The sequence below is a fragment of the Kitasatospora sp. NPDC051914 genome (assembly GCF_040680995.1).
In the GTDB taxonomy this organism is placed as follows: Bacteria; Actinomycetota; Actinomycetes; order Streptomycetales; family Streptomycetaceae; genus Kitasatospora.
On sequence record NZ_JBFAXX010000054.1, the window covers coordinates 1 to 16,320 of the forward strand.

Below are 16,320 nucleotides of genomic sequence, written 5' to 3' on the forward strand. Positions count from 1 at the left end.
GGGGGGGCCCCCCCCCCCGCCCCCCCGGGCCGCCCCGCCCCCCCCCTCCCCGCCCCCCCGGGGCCGCGCGGCGGGGGGGCGCGCCCCCGCCCCCCCCCCCCCCCCGACTCCGACGAAAGAGCCCGCACGTGTCGCTCTCCCTCGCCTGCGTCCCGCCGAGGCGACGGTCGACGGCTGGTTCCGCACCGGCGACCTCGGCACCCTCGACGAGGGCGGCTTCCTCACCGTCGTCGACCGCACCAAGGACATGGTCATCCGCGGCGGCTCCAACGCCTACCCCAGCGAGGTCGAGGACGTGCTGATGCGGCACCCGGCCGTCGCCCGGGTCGCGGTGATCGGGCTGCCGCACCCGCTGCACGGCGAGGAGGTCTGTGCGGTGGTCGTCCCGGCGGACCCGGCTGCGCCGCCCTCCCCGGAGGAGATCGTCGCGTGGGCGGCGGAGCGGCTCGGCCGCCACAAGTACCCGCGCCAGGTCGAGATCGTCGCCGAACTCCCCCTCGGCCCCGGCATGAAGGTCCTCAAGCGCGAACTCCGCCGGGCCTTCGCCCCGGCCGCACGCTGAAGGCAAGCCGATAGGGGCGCCCCCAGTGCGAGCAGTGCCGTCAGCCGACCAGGGCGGCTCGGCGGTTCGTGTGGGCGGCGGGGTGGTGGAAGGCGGCCGGTGCGGTGGGGAGGGGCGGGCGGCACTGGGCGAGTTCCCGGGCCCAGGCCCGCAGGAGCGGCTCGTAGCGGTAGCGGCCGGGCTCACGCGCCGTCAGCAGTCCTGCGTCGGCGAGGCGTTCGAGGGTCCGTTCGGTGCAGGCCGGGGGCTCGCCCAGCATCCGGGACGCGACGGCGAGCCCGACGGTCGGGCTCGGGGCGAGTGCGAGCAGCCGGAAGGCGCGGGCGGCGGGTGCGTCGAGCGTCTCGATGCCGGCGGCGAAGGCGGCCCGTACGTCGAGGCTGCCGAGGCTGAGCTCGTCGAGGGCGCGTTCCTCGTCGGCGAGCCGGTCGGCGAGGTGTCCGACCGTCCAGGAGGGCCGGGCGGCGAGCCGGACCCCGCAGATCCGCAGGGCCAGCGGCAGCCCCCCGCAGGCGGCGGCGAGTTCGGCGAGGGCCTGTGGTTCGGTGGCCGCCCTGGCCGGGCCCACGAGCCTGGCGAGGAACTGCCGGGCCTCGTCCTCGGGCAGCGGCCCGAGGTGGACGGGGTGCGCGCCGTCCAGGTCGGGGAGGCGGTTGCGTGCGGTGACCAGGGCGGCGTTCTGCGGGTCGGCCGGCAGCAGCGGGCGGACCTGGAGGCTGTCCCGGGCGTCGTCCAGGACCACGAGCATCCGGCGGCCGGCGAGCAGCGAGCGGTAGAGCGCGGTCCGCTCCTCGGTGCCGGCCGGGACGGCCGCGGCCGGGACGCCCAGGGTGAGCAGGAAGCTGCCCAGGACGGCGCGCGGGTCGGCGGGCCGGTGCCGGCCGCCCCGCAGGTCGGCGTAGAGGGTGCCGTCCGGGTGGGCACCGCGGGCGGCGTGCGCGGTGTGCTGGACGAGGGCGCTCTTGCCCACGCCGGGCTGCCCGGACACCACTGCGATCAGCGGCGAGTGCCGGTGGGCGGAGAGCCGTCCGGCGAGGTCGGCGGTGTGCGCGGCGCGTCCGGTGAAGTCGGTCAGGCCGGGCGGAAGTTGGAAGGGCGTCACCAGGGCGGTGCGGGCCGCCATCACCGTACGGGTCCGGGCGGGCCGCTCGGGCCCGTCCAGGGCCGGGTCGGCGCGCAGGATGCTGCGGTGCACGGTGCGCAGTTCGGCGCCCGGGTCGATGCCGAGTTCGGCGGCGAGGATGCGGCGGACCTCGCCGTAGACGGCGAGCGCCTCGGACTGTCGGCCGCCGCGGTACAGGGCGGTCATCAACTGGGCCCAGAACCGTTCGCGTTCGGGGTGGGCAGCGGTCAGCCTGCGCAGTTCCCCCAGGAGTTCGGTGTGCCGGCCGAGGGCGAGCCCGGCGTCGAGCCGGGCCTCCAGGACGTCCAGCCGGGCCTCGGCGAGCCGGTCGGACTCCGCGCGCCGCAGGACGTCGGAGGGAACGTCGACCAGGGCCGGGCCGCGCCACAGGCTCAGTGCCTCGTCGTACCGGGCGGCGGCCTCCTCGGCCTCGCCCCGGCGCAGGGCCTGGTGTCCGAGGTCGCGCAGCGCGGTGAAGCGGTCGGCGTCGAACTCCTCGGCGGCCACGTCGATGCAGTAGCCGCCGGCCTCGGTGCCGATCCGCGGCCCGGCCTCGCCGAGCGCCTTGCGCAGGCGCATCACGTAGGTGCGCAGGGTGGTGGGCGCGGAGCGCGGCGGCCGGCCGTCCCAGACGGTGTCCGCCAGCACCTCGGCCGGCACCACCTGCCCCCGCCGGACGAGCAGTGCCGCCAGCAGGACGCGCTGCTTGGCTGCCGGGACGGTGCGGTTGCCCGCACCGTCCCGCACCGTCAGCGGCCCCAGGATCCCGAACTCCATCGCCCACTCCCCACACCACGGCGTTGCGGCGCCCCCCGGCGCCGCACTCCGATTTCTATGCGGGAAGCGGTTGGCCGGGGAGTCCGTTCGGTGACGGCCAATCAACTCCGTTCACCGGCTGCTCCTCCGCTGTTCGGGCGGCGGGCTGCGGGGGAATTGACCGGAGCGTTGTCCGGGTTCGTCCGGGGCGGCGGTCAATCAATTCCGGTGACGGCGGCGGTCAGCCGCAGTGGCTCCAACCGCTGGTCCAGGCGGTGCCGTTGTACGAGCCGCCCCAGTCGACGCAGCTCGCGGCCGCCGGGAGGGTCACCGGCCCGGCGTAGTAGGTGAAGTCGCCCGGATTGGACGCCGAGCTCCCGCCCTGCACCTTGAGGGTGGCGTTCATCGGCACCGCCCCGGTGGGGGAGGTCGCCAGGGTCACCACGCAGTTGCGGCCGCTCGCGGCCTCGTACAGCAGGTAGGCGGTCGCGCCGCCGAGCGAGTGCGAATCGATCACGCCGAAGCCCGGGCCGCAGACCTGGGTCGGGGTGTACGGGTTGGCCGTGGACGCCGCCACCGGGCTGATGTAGCCGTCGATCCGGTAGCCGCCGGCGGGGTCGACCGTGCTCGGCACGCTGCCGACCGCCCGCTGGGCGGCCGGGATCGTCACCGGGACCACGGAGGAGCTCTTCGCGAACGCCACCTCGCCGACCGCGTTCGGGTCGCCGTTCCAGTCGCCGTTGGCGGTCACCACCGAACCGTCCGCACCGACCGAAGTCACGATCGCGACGTGGTGGATGACGGTGCCCGAGCCGCTGCCCGTGCCGTAGATGACGGCGTCGCCCGGCTGCGGGACGTACGAGGCCGCGGTGTGCAGGGTGCCGTGGTCCTGGCCGTACGTGCGGAAGCTCACCGCCGAGGCGTCCAGACCGGCCACCGACAGGCCCGAGTTGCGCCAGGCCCAGATCGCGAAGTCGGCGCACCAGTACTCCGGCACACCCGCGTAGCCGACACAGCTGTGCTCGAACTGGTCACCGCCCAGGGTGTTCCTGGTCGGGGTGTCGGCACAGGTGCCGGCCGTACGGCCGACGTTGGCGGCCGCCAGCCCGGCCGCGTCGGAGGCTGCGGCGGACGCTGTCGCGACGGCCTTCGGGGCGGTGGCGGAGGCGGAGGCCTGCGGCGCCGGGGCGAAGGCCGCCAGGCCGAGAGCGAGGGCTGCGGCGGCGACGGGGGCTATCCGGCGCAGAACGGGCGTGGGTTTCACCGGGCTCCTCGTGAGGCGGAGGTACGGGCGGAAGCGGCCCCGGCCGCGGGGAGTCCCCGCCCGCCTGCGCCTCCCGCATCCTCCGGAACCCCCGTAGCGTCCCCGTCGCGCCGCCACCGATACCGCAGGTGCACCAGGGCAACCGGTCGGCCCCGATCGACCACCGGCGTGCGTTCACCGGGCGAACGCGCCCCTGCGGGACCGGTCAGCCCTTCCCGTCGGGGTAGCGGCAGGCGGCCTTGCGGGCGCGGGTCAGCTCCGTCTCGGAGAGTTCCGACCCCGTCATCGCGGTGGCGGTGCCGTTGCGGCCGACGAGGCGCGAGTCGGCGACGGCGGTCGGCCCGTCGCCGCCGAGGCAGGCGACGGCCACCACGGGAGTGCCGGCTCCCCCGCCCTCGGCGGGGGAGCCGGGCTTCCAGGCCACGGTGAAGCCGGCGGCCGACTCGGAGGTGATGCCGAGTTGCTGCCACTGCGGGGTGGAGCTGCCCGCGCGGGGGAGGTAGGCGGCGTAGCCGACGATCGCCACGTGGTTGCCGGTGGCACGGAGTTCGAGGGTGCCGGGTTCGCCGGTCCGGACGCCGGCGGTGAGGGTGATCGAGGAGGGCGGGGCGATGCCGTCCGGGCAGTCGACGGGCTGGGTGCCGGCCGGCGGATTGCCGTGGACGACGGCGGAGGAGACGTAGCCGCCGGTCGCGATGCGGAACCACCGGATGTCGGGCGAGCCGGAGGTGACGTCGACGACGACGTCCCCCAGGCAGTAGCCGGTGAAGGCGAGTTTGCAGCCGGAGGGCACCTGGGCGACCACGTCCGCGGCGAGGCTGGCACCGGCGCGGAGGCGGGTGACGACGTTGTAGGTCTCGCCGCCGAAGAGGCCGGGCGATGCGGCGGGGGCCGGACAGCCGACGCCGGTCGGCCCCGTCGCGGCCGTACGGGCGTTGCCGTGCTCCGAGGAGGTCGACCGCAGGGCGACCAGGACGATGACGGCGGTGAGGGCCAGTAGGGCCACGGTGCCGGCCGTTGTCCAGCGGGCCGGCCAGCGGCGGGTGAGCAGGGTTGCGGGCGGCTCCACGAGATCGACGGAGGCGTCGACCGCCACCCCTGCGGCATCGCCCAAGTCGTTCCCGGGGCGGGCCTCGTACGGCCCGCTGCCTGCGGGTGCGCCGACCGCCTTCTCCGTACGGGCGGGCGCGGCAACGGTTCCGACCGCCCCGGGCCGGACGGCGGACTCCACGGCACCGATCTCCGCCGCACCGGGCTCGGCAGCAGCGGGCTCGGCGGCAGCGGGCTCGGCGGCCGGGGCCGGGGCCGGGGTAGCCAGCTTCCGGTCCGCCTCGTGCCAGCGCCGCGTCCACTCCTCGACGTCACCGCCGCAGGCACCGACGTACGCCTGGGTGACCTCCAGGCTGGGCAGCCGGACGCCGCCCGCCGCGTCGCTGAGCGTGGTGGCGCCGAAGCCCGCGCGCTCGGCCAGGACGCGGTACGTGGGGTTGCCGGCCCGCTCCCTGACGATGCGCAGGTCGTGGGCGAAGGCCTGTATGGGGCCGTCCGCCGGATCGACGGGGCGCGGTTTGCGGGCCACAAGGTCTCCTCAGCTGACGGGTCGACAGTCGTTCGAGAAACTTCCGGGTCACGCCCGGTGTTCCTTCACCTCATGAACAGATCGCGTGAATCTGATCACTCGGACGTACAAAACATACATGACATGGACATATCCACAGTATGCCGGGAGGCCTGTTGTGCACACGCTACCCCGGCGCTACGCCGGAGCTACGCCCGGAGGTGAGGCTTCGTCAGGGGCCGCGTCCGACGCCGCACCGGGCGCGGCCCCGACCAGACCGCCTCACCACCGGGGAAGCCCTTGTCCGACGACACCACCGGGAGCACCCGTGCTGCCGACGCCGCCGCGGTGGACCTGCTGGTCCGCACCTACCCGCCGGAACTCGTCGACGCAGTGATCGCCTCCTGCGGCCGCACCGAACGCCGGCGCCGACTGCTCCCGGCCCGGCGGATGGTCTACTTCGTCCTCGGCATGGCGCTGTTCTCGCCCGACCCGTACCTGGACGTGATGCGCCGCCTCGAAGGCGGCCTGCGGCGGGCCGGACTGAGCCAGCCCGGACCGGCCGCAGGAAAGGCCGCCATCTTCCAGGCCAGGGAACGCCTCGGCAGCGGCCCCCTCGAGGAGCTGTTCAGGACCGCCCCGCGGCCGAGCACCGCCGTCCCGCGCGCCGCCGACCCGCAGTGGCGGGGCCGCCCGCTGCGGCTGCTGACCGAGCACCGCACGGCGCCGACCGAACGCACCGGCCCCGCACCCCGCCTGCCCGTCACCGGGCTGGTGGACTGCGCCACCGGTGGGATCCTCGACGCGCTCTGGGACGAAGCCGGCGCACCGGCAACGCTGTTGCGCTCCGTCGAGCCCGGCACGCTGCTGGTCTCGGACGGCCCCGCGCCGGACCGCGGGATGGCCGCGGCGGCCGCCGCCCGCGGCCTGGGCACCGTCTGGCGGCTGCCGACCGCACGGCTGCCGCTGCAGCCCGAACGGCGGCTGACGGACGGCACGTTCCTCGTCCGGCCGCGCGGGCTGCCGCTGCGGGTGATCGGGCCCGGCACGGTGACCAACCTGCTCGACCCGGCCCGGGCGCCCGCCGACGAGCTCCTCGCCGCCGTCGCCGCCGCCACCCCGCACAGCCCCGCGCTGGGCAGGGCGCTGCTCGCCTCCGGGCCCGCGGCTGCGCCGCTCACCAGCCGCACCCCCGACGGCGTCGACCAGGAGCTGTACGGACGCCTGCTCGTGCACAACTCCAACCACACCGGTGCCTCCGACCGGCTCGCCCCGGGCACCGGCCGGGCGCGCCTCGTCGACACCTACGACGAGAACGTCTCGCTGCGGTTCGGCTGATCGCCACCGGCCGGCCGGGCCCGCTCCCGGCCGGCGGCTGCACGGGCGAGATGAACAAGAAGCTGTCCGGCCGTGCCCCCTTCCTCGGCGAGGCGGCGCTGGTGCACGAGATCGACGCCAGGAGCTTCGACGAGTCCCGGAAGGCCCCGGCCGTGCAGGAGGCCTTCCGCGGCTGGTCCGCGTGCATGCTCGGCAAGGGGTTCCGCTACGCGACCCCGATGGACGCCGTCAACGATCCGGCCTTCGCGGGGGAGAGCCCGGGTCGCGACGAGCAGAAGACCGCCGAGGCCGACGTCGCCTGCAAGCAGCAGGGCAACGTGGTGGGCATCTGGTTCGCCGCCGAGGTGGACCGCCAGCACGCCATGATGGCCGACCACAGGAACGAACTGAAGACCATCAGGACCCAGATGGACGAGCAGTCCGCCGCCGTCAGCGAGACCCTCAGCACCGCAGGCTGACGCCCGGCCGCCCCGGAATCAGGACTTGGTCTCGTTGCTGCAGTACCAGTCGCCGTAGCGGGTGCCGCCGCTGTAGCGGGTCTCGCACACGCGCACGGTGACGTTCTCGGTGATGTCGTAGTTGCACTGGCGGATCTCGGTGCCGTTGTCGCCGATGCTGGTGGTGTCGTAGCAACCGGTGCGGATGTCCCGCCAGACGAGCCCGTCACAGGCGACGTTGGCACAGCCCAGCTGCTGGATCTTGGCGTGCACCGAGTAGCCGTCGGCGGAGGTGTCGGTGATGTAGAGCCAGTCGCCGTCCGGGTAGAACGTCGAAGTGCCCCAGCTCTTGCTGACGGTCACGTTGAGCCCGCTCGCGGAGGCGGAACCCTCCGTCCCGGCAACCATGATCGCGCTTGCAGCCAGGGCCAGACCCACCCGTGCCAGTCTCTTGAGCTTCATGAAGAGTCCCCGTTCGCGCCGGCGCTCGATTTGAGGTGACATGACACATCACGCGTGATCGCATGTCAACTTCCTTCGCACGGTGACGATGTGGCGCTCAGGCGCGCGGGACTAGAGTGCCCGCATGGAGAAGTGGGGAGCGGCTCTGTACGGGGACCCGTGCGGCGCGTGCGGGTTCGGGTGGGCGGCGACGGGTGCGGAGGCGGTGGTGGTCGTCGGCGGGCTGCCGGCCCGTTTCCGGGCGCTGCTGGACGGGCGGACGGGGCGGGAACACCACCCCGAGCTGGCGTGGACGCCCGCGGCGTACGTCAGCCACGTCGCCGACAACCTGCGGATCTGGGCCGAGCGCCTCGCCGGGGCCCGGCTGGCCGGGGCGGTCGAGGTGGGCGGCTACGACCCGGACCTGGTCGCGCAGGGCCGCCGCTACCCGGAGATCGCACCCGCCGCCGCCCTCTGGTCGCTGGACCACGCGGTCGGGGCGTGGACGGCGTCGGTGACCGCCGCGCTCGCCGAGGGCACCGTCCTGCAGCACGCCACCCGCGGGGAGCAGCGCGCCGAGGACATCGCCCGCAACAACGCGCACGACGGCCACCACCACGTCCACGACGTCGCCCGCATCCTTCGGCACGCGGACGCGGGCTGAGCCTTCAGGACTTCGGGGCCCAGTGCGGGTCGCGGCCGGAGGCGGCGAGCGCGCGGTGCAGGGCGGGGGCGTCGGCCGGGACGGGCACCGGGTCGGCGAAGCCGCCGTACTGCCGGTAGAGCTCGGCGTTCTCCTCGACCACGGTGAGGACGAACTCGGCGAGGTCGTCCGGGACGTCGACCTCGCCGCCGGTGGCGCGGGCGACGTCCCAGCCGTGCACCACCATCTCCTTGACGATCATCCCGGCGATGGAGACGGCCGGCACGGGCGTGCCGCCGAGGTCGACGTCGCCCTCCCAGGCGGCCGGGTCGGCCCAGGCCCGTACGGCCCGGTCCAGCTGCTCGGCGTAGGCCTCGGCCCAGGCGGTGTCGGCGGTGAAGTCCCGGGCGACGAGATCCTGCGGCAGTTCGGTGCGGTGGGCACGGTGCTCCAGGCCGTGGGAGGTGTACAGCACCCAGTGGTTGACCAGCGCCCGGGTGTCGAACTCGGCGCAGGGCGTGGGCCCGTCCAGCTGCTCGGGGCGGACGCCGCGGGCGATCCTGGCGGCCTCGGCGGCGGCACGGACCATCCGGGGGTGGAAGTGGTGAGCGTTCATGCACCGATCCTCTGCGGCCGCCGGGGCGGCCGTCTTGAAGAAACGCGACGGCCCGCCCGGCCGCGGCTACCCTGACCGCCATGACCGAACCGGACCTCGGACGCGGGGTGCTGCACCCCGACCGGGCCGCCTCGCTGATCCGGGTGGACCGGCGGGAGCCCGCGCCCGGCCCGGCCCGCTTCGTCGAGTTCTACTGGGTGGTCCGCTGGGACTGCCGCGGCCGGCCCCCGCACGAGCAGAAGGTGCTCTCGCACCCCCATGTGCACCTGGTCTTCGAGGAGCCGCGGGCCCTGGTGTACGGCGTCGACCGCACGCTCTTCGTACGCCGCCTGGAGGGTGCCGGGCACGTGCTCGGGGTGAAGTTCCGGCCGGGCGCCTTCCGTCCGTTCGCCGGCCGCCCGGTGTCCGCGCTCGCCGACCGTTCGCTCCCCGCCGCGGACTTCTTCGGCGCCGGGGCCGACCGCATGAACGAGGAGGTGCTCCGCACCCCGGCCGACCCGGACCGCCTCGCCGCCCTCGCCGACGCCTTCCTGACGCCCCGTCTGCCCGAGCCCGACCCGGCGGCCGACCGGGCCGCCGCCGTCGTCGACCGGATCACCTCCTCCCCCGGGCTGCACCGGGTCGACCAGGTGGCGGCGGAGTTCGGCATCGGCGTCCGGCAGTTGCAGCGGCTGTTCGCCGAGTACGTGGGCGCATCCCCGAAGTGGGTGCTGCGGCGGGCCCGGCTGCACGAGGCCGCCCGCCACGCGGACAGCGGCGCGGACATCGACTGGGCGGCCCTCGCCGCCGACCTCGGCTACGCCGACCAGGCCCACCTCACCCGCGACTTCACCGCCGCGACCGGCACCCCGCCCGCCCGCTACGCCCAGCGCGACGGAGCGTCAGAACACTGACGGGCGAGCTTCCGTGACCGACCGTGCGAGAATCCGTCACCCCGTGCTACCGTCCGGCTACAGAAAACAGTTGACCCCGGCGGTGCTGGAACACCCCGGGGCACGGCACGGGAGCGAAACCTCCGCATGCACGTCCAGTTTACCGCGCCCGCGCGCTATGTCCGGGCATCCCACGACATCGTCCGGCACCCGCGTCTGAGGGGCACCGCCAAGACCCTGCTGCTGTGGGCGCTGTCGCTGCCGCCCGGCAGCATCGACACCGTTCTGACGATCGGTCGGCGCATGCCGGAGGGGCGCACGGCCGTCTCCCGGGCCCGCACCCAGCTGATCGACGAGGGCTACCTGCACGTCCGCAGGAAGCAGCACCCCACCAAGGGCACCTGGTCCAGCGACGTGATGGTCACCTCCGTACCGCTCACCGACCCGGCGGAGATCGCCGCGGCCTGGCAGGGCGCCGCCCCCGCCGACCGCACCGCCGCCGGGGATCCTGCCGGCGCCGCAGGGGAGACCGCACGTCGAAACCCGGCACTCGGTGCGCAGGGCAGTCGGCGGCTCGGCACTTCAACCCCTACCAAGACCAAGGCGAACACCTCACCCCCCGCCGCACCGGCCGCGTCCGACGATCCGCCGGACGAGGCCACCGGGCGGGCCGCCCGGCTGATCTTCGAACTCGCCGAGCGCGACCCGCGGCTGCGGCTCGGCGTCCGCGAGGCCCTCGGCCTCGCACCGCTCGCCGCCGAATGGCTGGCCCGCGACGCCAGGCCGCACCAACTCCGGCACACGCTCCTCGCCGACCTCCCCGACCCCGTCCGCTCCCCGCAGGGCCTGCTGCGCGACCGCCTCCAGCGCACCATGCCCCAGGAGCCCGCCGCCGCTCCCGCTCCCGCTCCCGCTCCCGAGCAGCGGACGCCCCCGGAGCCCCCGCCCGCCACGCCCGCAGCCCTCCCCGACGAGGCCGCCCTGGAACGCAACCGCCGCGGCGTCGCGCGCGCCCGCGACCTGCTCCGCGCCACCCGCCGCACCTGCCCGGCCGGCGCCGGCTGAACGGAACCGGTGGCCGACGGCACCGGGGCAACCCGTCGCCCGTATCAGGCCGTCAGCGGACCCAGGCCGTCAGCGGTTCGGTGTCGAGCGTGACGGCCACCGGTTCACGTCCGGGGGGCCGTGGCGGAGGACGAGGGCGGCGCCGAGGGTGGTGGCGGTGGCGAGGGTGGCCCAGAGGGTGGCGGGGCCTGCGGTGAGGAGGGCGGTGAGGGCGGCGGGGGCGACGGCGCGACCGAGTCCGCTGGAGAGTTCCCAGCGGGCGAGGGCGCGGCCGAGCTGCCCGGGCGGTGCCGCGGCGACCACCAGGGCGGTCCCGGTGCCGGTGTAGAGGATCTCGCCGGCGGTGTAGAGCACGGCGACGGCGGCGATCCCGGCGGCGCCGGCCGCACCGCCCAGCGCGCCGGCCGCCCAGAAGCCCAGGTAGGAGAAGGCGAGGACCAGGCCGGAGGCGGCCAGTACGGACCGCCGGGAGCGGCGGCCGGCCCAGAGCACCACGGCGAGCTGGGTGGTGATGACCAGGACGGTGTTGCCGACGAAGATCCCGGAGGACCAGGCGGGCGAGACGTGCAGGGTGGTCACCAGCAGGGCGGGGAGGGCGACTTCCAGGACGTCGAAGCAGAAGGCGTACGGCAGGTTCGCCAGCCCGAGCAGGCCGGTACCGGTACCGGTGCCGGTGCCGGTGCCGTGCCCGGCACCCGTGCGACGGAGGATGCGGCGGCGGCCGGGCTCCGCGGCGGGGACGGAGAGCCGCAGCGACCACGCCAGGGCGGCCGCGGCCAGGCAGGCGACGGCGGTGAGCAGCGCGAGCGTCCGCAGGGCGCCGGTGCCGCCCGCCGTCGCCGCGGTGGCCACGAGTGCGCCGGCACCGAGGCCGGCGTTCCGCAGGGAGCGTCCGGCGGCGAGGGCGGCGTCCCGGGTGCGTCCTTCGGTGAGGGCGGCGACCACGGCGGCGTGCGCGGTGGGCCAGGTCTGGCTGCCGATGCCGAGCAGGACGGCTGCGGCGGTGTAGCCGACCGGACCGTCGGCGGCCAGCAGCACGCCGACGCCGGCCGCCCGGACGAGCAGGGTGGCCGCGACCGGCCGGCTGCGGGCGCCGCGGTCGATCCACCGGCCCGTCAGGGGTACGGCGGCCAGGCCGGCGAGCATGCCGGCGGAGAGGGCCAGGCCGGCGGTGCCGATGCCGATGCCGAGCACGCCGACGCCGTAGAGCAGCAGGAAGGGGCGGAGCAGTCCGGCGCCGAGTGCGTCGACGAGGACGGCGAGGGCGTAGCGGCCGCCGCCGGCGGTCCGCAGCAGCCGGGCGGTGGCCAGGGCACCGGTGGCGGGCGGGGCGGGCTTCTGGAGGAGTGCCATGGCGGCCACGCTGCGGCGCGGGGCAGGGGCGGGGCACGCGGATTGACGGTCCCCGTCAACCGTCGGCGGTCGGGCCGGGGCGGGGTGGCAGGATCGCGGCCATGAGCCTGACCATCGACGTCACCGGTCTGCCGGACGGGCGGCTGCTGTTCGCGCCGTCCCCGCTGGCGGAGTTGAACGCGATGCTGCACGCCCTCGCGGAGCCGGCGCACCATCCGGAGCTGCACGGCTGGGTCGCCGCGACGACGGGCGCGCTGCCGCCGGGGCTGGCGGACCGGCTGCTGGAGGCGGACTTCATGTGGCGGTCCTCGCGGGCGGACTTCCTGTTCCCGGCGCGGCCGGCCGCGACGCTGGCGGAGGAGCTGGACGCGGTGGACCTGCTGGAGGACGAGCAGTACGTGGCCGCGGCACTGGTGACCACCTGCGGTTCGTCCCGGCTGTCGCACCGGGCGGCGGGTTCGCCGCTGACCGATCCGGTGGCGGCGGAGCGGGCCCGGGATCTCGCGCTGGCCCGGGGGCCGGTGCAGGCGGCGTTCGCGGACCGGCTGCTGGCCGATCCGCCGGCCGTCCGGGTGCGGGTGCGCCGCCTGCTGGAGGACTGCGAGCGGGCGTTCTTCGCGGACGCCTGGCGGCGGGTGCTGCCGGCGCTGGCCGCGGACGCCCGGCAGAAGTCGGACCTGCTGGCCAGGTACGGTCTGGCGGAGACGCTGGCGGCGGTCTCCCCCGCCATCGCCGTGGACGGCTCCGAGCCCGGGCGGCGCCGGATCGTGGTCGACAAGCTGCAGGACAACGCGACGAGCGCGGTCGCGGCGGGCGGTGTCACGTTCATCCCGAGCGCCTTCGGGCGGCCGCACCTGCCGGCGGTGTACGCGCAGGGCTGGCGGCCGGTGCTGCAGTACCCGATCGCCGAGCCGGGCGGGACGGACCCGGTGTCGCTCGCGCTGGTGCAGCAGCGGCTGGAGGCGCTGGCCCACCCGGTGCGGCTGCGGCTGTCCCGGACGCTCGCCCGCGGCCCGCACACCACCGGCGAGCTGGCCGACGCCTGGCAGCTCACCGCGCCGGAGGTGTCCCGGCACCTGGCCGTGCTGCGGCGGGCCGGGCTGCTGACCACCCGCCGCCGCGGCCGCTACGTGCTGTACGAGCTCGACCTGGCGACCAGTGCCCGGCTGGGCGGGGACCTGCTGGAGGCCGTTCTGCGTTAGCGCCCCTGCGGTAGCCGCCCGCGCCCGGGACACCGATCGGTTTCCTCCGAGCGTCGCGGGCGGTAGCCTCGCAGCATGGACACCCAGGCGAAGGCCTCCCCGCGCGACCGGCTGCTCGACGCCGCCATCGAGCTCTTCTACCGGGAGGGCGTGGGCACCGGCGTCGAGGCCCTGTGCCGGGCCGCCGGGGTGTCCAAGCGCTCGATGTACCAGCTGTTCGAGAGCAAGGACGAGCTGCTGGCGGCCGGCCTGGAGCGCCGCGCGCCCGGGTACGCGGCCCTGCTGCTGCCCGCCGCGGACGACCCGCGGCCGCCGCGGGCGAGGGCGCTGCACGTCTTCGAGCGGCTGGAGGAGCTGTCCGCCGAGCCCGGGTACCGGGGCTGCCCGTACCTGGCGGTGCAGGTGGAGGTCAAGGACCGGGAACACCCGGCGAGCGCGGTGGCCGGCCGGGCCAAACAGGCGCTGACCGACTTCTTCCGCGCCGAGGCCGAGCGCGGCGGCGCCACCGACCCGGCGCTGCTGGCACGGCAGTTGACCCTGGTCTTCGACGGTGCCAGCGCCCGCGCCGGGGCGGGCGCGGAGACCCTGGCGGGTCTGGCGGCGCCGACCGCGGCCGCTCTGCTGGACGCGGCCGGAATGCACTGACCGGGCGCCGCGCATCCCGTCCTCCCGAGCCGTTCCCCCCGAAGTGACCCGCGGGTAACATGCCTCCCACGGCGCGGTACGGACGGGAGCGGACGGATGCAGCACGAGGACGGGCACACGGTCGGCACGGGCTTCTTCACCTCGGTGGACGACGTCCTCACCCGCCTCGCCGAGGCCGGCTACCTCGCCTCGACCGCGGTCGCCACCACCGTCTTCCTCGCCGACCGGCTCGGCAAGCCGCTGCTGGTCGAGGGCCCCGCGGGCGTCGGCAAGACCGAACTCGCCAAGGCCGTCGCCCGGGTCGGCGCCGCCCGCCTCGTCCGCCTCCAGTGCTACGAGGGCATCGACGAGTCCCGCGCCCTCTACGAGTGGAACCACGCCAAGCAGCTGCTGCGGATCACCGCCGGCCGCGACGAGCGCTGGGACGACGCCCGCACCGACATCTTCGGCGAGGAGTTCCTGCTCGCCCGGCCGCTGCTCACCGCGATCCGCGGCGAGGAGCCGACCGTCCTGCTGATCGACGAGACCGACAAGGCCGACGTCGAGATGGAGGGCCTGCTGCTGGAGGTGCTCAGCGACTTCCAGGTCACCGTGCCCGAACTCGGCACCGTCACCGCGAGCCGCCGCCCCTTCGTGCTGCTCACCTCGAACGCCGACCGCGAACTCTCCGAGGCGCTGCGCCGCCGCTGCCTCTTCCTCCACCTCGACTTCCCCGAAGCCGAGTTGGAGCAGCGGATCGTCCGCCTCCAGGTGCCCGGCCTGGACGCGGTGCTGGCCGAGTCGCTCGTCCGGGTGGTCGGCGCGCTGCGCGCCATGGAACTGCGCAAGCCGCCGTCGGTCGCGGAGACGGTCGACTGGGCGCGGACCCTGCTGGTGCTCGGCGCCGAGACCCTGGACGAGACCGTCGTGCAGGACACCCTCGGGGTGATCCTCAAGCACCAGGACGACGTGCTGAAGGCCGCCGCGAAGCTGGCCCCGGCGTGAGCGCCGGGCACGGCGGCACGGAGGACCTCGCCGCGCGCCTCACCGGGCTCGTCCAGGCGCTGCGCGGCCACGGGCTGAGGATCGGCACCGGCGAGACCGTCGACGCGGCGGCCGCCCTGCAGGTGCTCGGGCTGGCCGAACGGGAGTACGTGCGGGAGGGGCTGGCCGCGGCGCTGCTGCGCACCGACCGGCAGCGGGCGGTGTTCGACGCGGTCTTCGACCTGTACTTCCCGCTCGGCGTCGGCATCCCGCACGGCACCCGCCCGCTCGACGGGGAGCCGGCCGACCGCGCCGCCACCGTCGCCGACCTGCGCGAACGCCTCGCCCTGGCGCTGGCCGCCAACGACGCGGCCGCCACCGCCCGGCTCGCCGGCGAGGCCGTGGAGGCACTCGGCCGCTACGGCGCCGCGGCCGGCCCCGGCGCAGGGTGGGGGCCCGGCTCGGGGCAGGGCGGGCGCCCCGGCTCGGACGGCTGGTCCGCCTACCAGACCCTCGACCGGCTGCGGCCCGAGACTCTGCTGGCCCGGGTGCTGGCCGCGCTGCGGGCCGGCGGTGCCGGCCGGGGTGCGGACGGTGCGGACGGGTTCACCGACCGGCTGACCGAGGACGAGATCCGCCGCCGCATCCGGGCGTTCCGCGCCCAGGTCGGCACCGAGGCCCGCCGCCGGGTCGCCGAGGTGCGCGGCACCGAGCGGATCGCCGAACGCGCCGTCGCCCCCACCCCCGACCGGGTGGACTTCCTCGCCGCCGGCGCCGATCAGCTCGCCGAACTGCGGCGCACCGTAAGGCCGCTGGCCCGCAAGCTGGCCACCCGGCTGGCCGCGCGCCGGCGCCGGGCGGCCCGCGGCCGGATCGACCTGCGCCGCACCCTGCGCCGCTCGCTCTCCACCGGGGGCGTGCCGCTGCGGCCCGCGTACCGGCGGCGCCGCCCGGCCCGCCCGGAGATCGTGCTGCTCTGCGACGTGTCCGGCTCGGTGGCCGGCTTCGCCAACTTCACCATGCTGCTGGTCCGGGCGATGCGCGACCAGTTCACCAAGGTGCGGGTGTTCGCCTTCGTCAACCGCACCGACGAGGTGACCCGGCTGGTCGCCGGCGACACCGACCCGGCCGGGCTCGGCCGGCGCATCCTCACCGAGGCCGCCGTGGCCGGCTGGCACGGCAGCAGCGACTACGGCGCCGCACTCGGCGAGTTCGCCGAGCGGTACCCGGACGCGGTCGGGCCGCGCACCGCCGTCCTGGTGCTCGGCGACGCCCGCACCAACGGCTGGGACCCCAACCTGCCCGCCCTGCAGCGGATCGCCGACCGGGCCCGCCGGGTGATCTGGCTCAACCCGGAGCAGGCCTCGCTCTGGGGCACCGGCGACTCCGCCGCCCTCGCCTACGCGGGCGTGGTCGACATGCACGCCTGCCGCAACGCCCGCCGCCTCGGCGAACTGGTCGGCCGGCTGCTGCCGGTCTGAC

The 16,320-nt window shown here is 75.8% G+C and carries 15 protein-coding genes and 1 pseudogene; 10 read left to right on the forward strand and 6 right to left on the reverse strand.

Going from position 1 to position 16,320, the window contains the following annotated elements; all coding sequences use genetic code 11:
• Positions 1-154: 154 nt before the first annotated feature.
• Positions 155-562, forward strand: a pseudogene (locus AB0M03_RS29470) (long-chain fatty acid--CoA ligase); the annotation flags it as partial.
• 40 nt (positions 563-602) lie between these two features.
• Here AB0M03_RS29470 and AB0M03_RS29475 read toward each other — a convergent pair.
• From AB0M03_RS29475 to AB0M03_RS29485, 3 genes are all read right to left on the reverse strand, one after another.
• The gene (locus AB0M03_RS29475; protein WP_363496608.1) at positions 603-2,462 is read right to left on the reverse strand and encodes a BTAD domain-containing putative transcriptional regulator; all 1,860 of its coding nucleotides are present in this window, start codon (positions 2,460-2,462) and stop codon (positions 603-605) included.
• Positions 2,463-2,682: 220 nt separating this feature from the next.
• Positions 2,683-3,705 (reverse strand): CHAP domain-containing protein, encoded by a 1,023-nt coding sequence (locus AB0M03_RS29480; protein ID WP_363496611.1) that lies wholly within the window; start codon positions 3,703-3,705, stop codon positions 2,683-2,685.
• Between the two features lie 205 nt (positions 3,706-3,910).
• Positions 3,911-5,284, reverse strand: coding sequence for a helix-turn-helix transcriptional regulator (locus tag AB0M03_RS29485; RefSeq protein ID WP_363496613.1), 1,374 nt, complete (start codon positions 5,282-5,284; stop codon positions 3,911-3,913).
• A gap of 279 nt (positions 5,285-5,563) precedes the next feature.
• Between AB0M03_RS29485 and AB0M03_RS29490 the strand changes: the two genes are divergently transcribed.
• Positions 5,564-6,601 carry a transposase domain-containing protein gene (locus AB0M03_RS29490; protein WP_363496616.1) on the forward strand — a complete coding sequence of 346 codons (1,038 nt, stop codon included), beginning with the start codon at positions 5,564-5,566 and terminating at the stop codon, positions 6,599-6,601.
• A gap of 50 nt (positions 6,602-6,651) precedes the next feature.
• Positions 6,652-7,059 (forward strand): hypothetical protein, encoded by a 408-nt coding sequence (locus AB0M03_RS29495; RefSeq protein WP_363496619.1) that lies wholly within the window; start codon positions 6,652-6,654, stop codon positions 7,057-7,059.
• An 18-nt stretch (positions 7,060-7,077) separates the two neighbouring features.
• Here AB0M03_RS29495 and AB0M03_RS29500 read toward each other — a convergent pair whose 3' ends face one another.
• Positions 7,078-7,500, reverse strand: coding sequence for a hypothetical protein (locus AB0M03_RS29500; protein WP_363496622.1), 423 nt, complete (start codon positions 7,498-7,500; stop codon positions 7,078-7,080).
• 124 nt (positions 7,501-7,624) lie between these two features.
• Between AB0M03_RS29500 and AB0M03_RS29505 the strand changes: the two genes are divergently transcribed.
• Positions 7,625-8,143, forward strand: coding sequence for a hypothetical protein (locus AB0M03_RS29505; protein WP_363496624.1), 519 nt, complete (start codon positions 7,625-7,627; stop codon positions 8,141-8,143).
• Between the two features lie 4 nt (positions 8,144-8,147).
• On the opposite strand, the gene AB0M03_RS29510 is transcribed toward AB0M03_RS29505, so the two are convergent.
• A complete protein-coding gene (locus tag AB0M03_RS29510; protein ID WP_363496627.1) occupies positions 8,148-8,738 on the reverse strand; it encodes a TIGR03086 family metal-binding protein in 591 nt (196 codons plus the stop codon).
• An 80-nt stretch (positions 8,739-8,818) separates the two neighbouring features.
• On the opposite strand from AB0M03_RS29510, the gene AB0M03_RS29515 reads away from it, so the two are divergent.
• Both AB0M03_RS29515 and AB0M03_RS29520 read left to right on the forward strand, forming a co-directional pair.
• Positions 8,819-9,631 (forward strand): helix-turn-helix domain-containing protein, encoded by an 813-nt coding sequence (locus AB0M03_RS29515; RefSeq protein ID WP_363496630.1) that lies wholly within the window; start codon positions 8,819-8,821, stop codon positions 9,629-9,631.
• 126 nt (positions 9,632-9,757) lie between these two features.
• Positions 9,758-10,675: a hypothetical protein gene (locus tag AB0M03_RS29520; protein ID WP_363496633.1), complete on the forward strand. Its 918-nt coding sequence runs from the start codon at positions 9,758-9,760 to the stop codon at positions 10,673-10,675.
• A gap of 69 nt (positions 10,676-10,744) precedes the next feature.
• On the opposite strand, the gene AB0M03_RS29525 is transcribed toward AB0M03_RS29520, so the two are convergent.
• Positions 10,745-12,028 carry an MFS transporter gene (locus AB0M03_RS29525; protein WP_363496636.1) on the reverse strand — a complete coding sequence of 428 codons (1,284 nt, stop codon included), beginning with the start codon at positions 12,026-12,028 and terminating at the stop codon, positions 10,745-10,747.
• Between the two features lie 101 nt (positions 12,029-12,129).
• On the opposite strand from AB0M03_RS29525, the gene AB0M03_RS29530 reads away from it, so the two are divergent.
• The 4 genes from AB0M03_RS29530 (at position 12,130) to AB0M03_RS29545 (ending at position 16,319) form a co-directional block, all read left to right on the forward strand.
• Positions 12,130-13,230, forward strand: coding sequence for a DUF5937 family protein (locus tag AB0M03_RS29530; RefSeq protein ID WP_363496638.1), 1,101 nt, complete (start codon positions 12,130-12,132; stop codon positions 13,228-13,230).
• A 75-nt stretch (positions 13,231-13,305) separates the two neighbouring features.
• Entirely contained in the window at positions 13,306-13,875 is a 570-nt protein-coding gene (locus AB0M03_RS29535) for a helix-turn-helix domain-containing protein (RefSeq protein ID WP_363496641.1), read from the forward strand.
• 96 nt (positions 13,876-13,971) lie between these two features.
• Complete coding sequence (locus tag AB0M03_RS29540; protein WP_363496644.1) at positions 13,972-14,859, forward strand: MoxR family ATPase; 888 nt, start codon at positions 13,972-13,974, stop codon at positions 14,857-14,859.
• Entirely contained in the window at positions 14,856-16,319 is a 1,464-nt protein-coding gene (locus AB0M03_RS29545; RefSeq protein ID WP_363496647.1) for a VWA domain-containing protein, read from the forward strand. Before AB0M03_RS29540 ends, AB0M03_RS29545 begins: the two co-directional genes overlap by 4 nt.
• Position 16,320: the final 1 nt, after the last annotated feature.